This window comes from Paenibacillus forsythiae T98 (assembly GCF_000520735.1).
GTDB classification, from domain to species: Bacteria; Bacillota; Bacilli; order Paenibacillales; family Paenibacillaceae; genus Paenibacillus_AQ; species Paenibacillus_AQ forsythiae.
Genome location: NZ_ASSC01000412.1, coordinates 1 through 2629 on the forward strand (window position 1 = coordinate 1; position 2629 = coordinate 2629).

Consider the following 2629-nt stretch of genomic DNA (forward strand, 5'->3'; position numbering starts at 1 on the left):
ACGCAGCTCGTGATCGCCCTCCACGCCGGAATAGGTGCCCATCACCTTCGGGTAACGGTCGAACACCTCTTTCACATAGTCGGACAAATAGAGATTCGGCAGCAAATTGGGGTCGATCAGCGCCTGGGAGAACTGGTATTTGACCGGCATCCGCTGAATGTCCGAGAGCCGGTTGCGCATCCGGTAACCGAGGTCCGTCTCCGTACTGTCGCATTTCCCGGCCGCCGCCACAGGCGCCACGTAGTAGCCGGACTTGTCCCTGACATACACCCTGCCGTCCTCTTTCAGCCGCTGATAGGCTTTGAAGACGGTCAGCCGGTGAATCCGGAGCTCCTCCGCCAGCAGCCGAACCGACGGCAGCTTGTCATTCGCCCTCCACTCGCCGCGGTCGATCCGGGCGGTCATATATTCATAGACCTGCCGGAACAGCGGATGCTGCTCGTTGCCGGATATCTTGTTCATTCTTCCATCCCTTCCCGTATAATCCCTGTGCCATTCATTGTACCTCATTTCCCGCCCGTCTGTTCTGTCCTGTTCCATCTGTTCTGTCTTTAGCCCGATATGATGGGATGAAAATACATAGCGACAAAGGAGCAATTGAACATGATTATTTTGGCTTACAGCCTCGTATGTCTCATCTTCGGCACCACCTTCCTGGCCATTAAAATCGGCGTGGACGCCGGAGCCCCTCCCTTTTTCTCCGCAGGACTGCGGTTTTTCACTGCGGGAGCGCTGCTCCTGCTGTGGATGTCATGGAAACGTAAAGCCTCCTTCGCCCTGCTCCTGCGCAAAGAAACGGCGCTGACCGGGCTTGGGCTAACCTTCGGAACCTTCGCCGCGCTGTACTGGGCCGAGCAGTACGTGGCGTCCGGCCTGGCCGCCGTGCTCTCCGCAACCGGACCGATCATGATTCTGCTGCTTCAATCGGCGATCCTGCGCAAAAAAGCATCCGATCTTTCCCTCCTCGGCTGCCTCGTCGGATTCGCGGGCGTCCTGCTGCTCGTCCTGCCCAGTCTGTCCGTCAGCGTCTCCCCGCTCTGGCTTGCCGGATGCGCCGTCATTCTGATCGGGGAATGGGCCTATGCTTCGGGCACCCTGTATACCCGGACCGTCACCGCCCGTCTTCCGGAGGTTCACCCCATCGCGCTGAACGCGGCGCAGATGATTTACGGCGGGGCGCTGATGCTCCTGCTCTCCCTGTTCGCGGAGCGGCCAAGCATCGGTTTCCTTCTCTCCTGGAAGGCCGCAGGCTCCTTTCTCTATCTGACGGTCATCGGTTCCATGGTCGGCCACAGCCTGTACTACTGGCTCGTTGCCAGGACGAACCCGATCTTCCCGTCCACCTGGCTCTATGTGTCCCCGCCGATCGCGGTCGGAGTGGGCGTCCTTTTTTATGGCGAAGCAGTTTCATGGATAACCTTGCTGGGTGTAATAACTATCATAAGCGGAACGATGCTTGTCAACGCGCAAGCCTTGAAGCAGCTGCTCGCCAGATTCGCTCCCGGTTCGTTTGTCAACAGACGTTCTCCCGGGACAGCTGCTGTGGGGCAGGGCTTCCGTATGCATCAAAAGCTCAAAAACGAGGATTAATTTCAGTTATATAACTCATTTTTCATAAAAAAATCTAAAATAGTACGTATTATATATTGCAACATGCATTAATATTATGTATTATATAAGCAACGAAAGGGATTATTCTTCCAGACATGACGCCTTTGGGAAAGGGGGCATCCAATCCGGCGGCCCTTTTCCTGACAGAAGGAATCGCTTTCTTGCATCAGGACAGTGGAGGGATTTGCAATCGAACTAACTTCCCGGCAACTACAAATTATCGACATTGTTAAAAAGAACGCTCCAATCACCGGCGAGCAGATTGCCGAAGCTTTGCGGCTCAGCCGCCCGACCATCCGCGCGGACCTGTCGCTGCTCGTTATGCTCGACTACATCGACGCCAAGCCGAAGGTCGGCTATTTCCCGGGAGGGAAATCGTCCAGAGGTCTTGGCGGCGGCTATCTGCTGCAGGAAACGAAAGTCAAGGATATTCAAAGCGTGCCCATCATTATCCGGGAGACGACAACGGTTCACGACGCGGTTGTTACGCTGTTCCTTCAGGATGTCGGCACACTCATCATTTGCGACGCGGACGGCAAGCTGACCGGGGTCGCCTCCCGCAAGGATTTCCTGAAGGTGACTCTTGGCAATCCCGGAGCCGCATCCATTCCCGTCAGCATGGTGATGACGCGCCAGCCAAAGCTCGTTACGGTCGGACCGGACGACACGGTGCTGGACGCCGCGCACAAAATGATTTTTCACGAGGTAGACAGTTTGCCGGTAGTCGTTCCCTGTGAGGGAGAAGAAGCCATTGGAAAGCTGGATGTGGTAGGACGGCTGACCAAGACTTCCATCGTAAAGCTTCTCCTCGATACCGAAGCCCAAGGATAACGGAGGAATCAATTAGAGCATGGATGAGCCTTCACATTTCATTACGATATGCTCGGATTCTTTGGGGGATACGGCGGAAGCTGTCGTTCAGGCCGTCTTACACCAATTCGAGAATCAGCGTGTCACGATCAAACGGTACGGCAATGTAAGACATGAGGATGAGCTGCGAAAGCTGCTTGAGGAGGCT

General features: G+C 55.5%; 4 protein-coding genes. 3 read left to right on the plus strand and 1 reads right to left on the minus strand.

Going from position 1 to position 2629, the window contains the following annotated elements:
* Positions 1–462 (minus strand): GntR family transcriptional regulator (locus tag L692_RS28725; RefSeq protein WP_036723562.1); only part of this gene is annotated, 462 nt, incomplete at its 3' end.
* A gap of 141 nt (positions 463–603) precedes the next feature.
* On the opposite strand from L692_RS28725, the gene L692_RS0113240 reads away from it, so the two are divergent.
* The 3 genes from L692_RS0113240 to L692_RS28730 form a co-directional block, all read left to right on the plus strand.
* Positions 604–1590, plus strand: coding sequence for a DMT family transporter (locus L692_RS0113240; protein ID WP_025700549.1), 987 nt, complete (start codon positions 604–606; stop codon positions 1588–1590).
* Positions 1591–1785: 195 nt separating this feature from the next.
* A complete protein-coding gene (locus L692_RS0113245; protein WP_051503498.1) occupies positions 1786–2442 on the plus strand; it encodes a helix-turn-helix transcriptional regulator in 657 nt (218 codons plus the stop codon).
* A 19-nt stretch (positions 2443–2461) separates the two neighbouring features.
* The coding region (locus tag L692_RS28730) for a kinase/pyrophosphorylase (protein ID WP_036723564.1) at positions 2462–2629 on the plus strand (168 nt) is incomplete at its 3' end.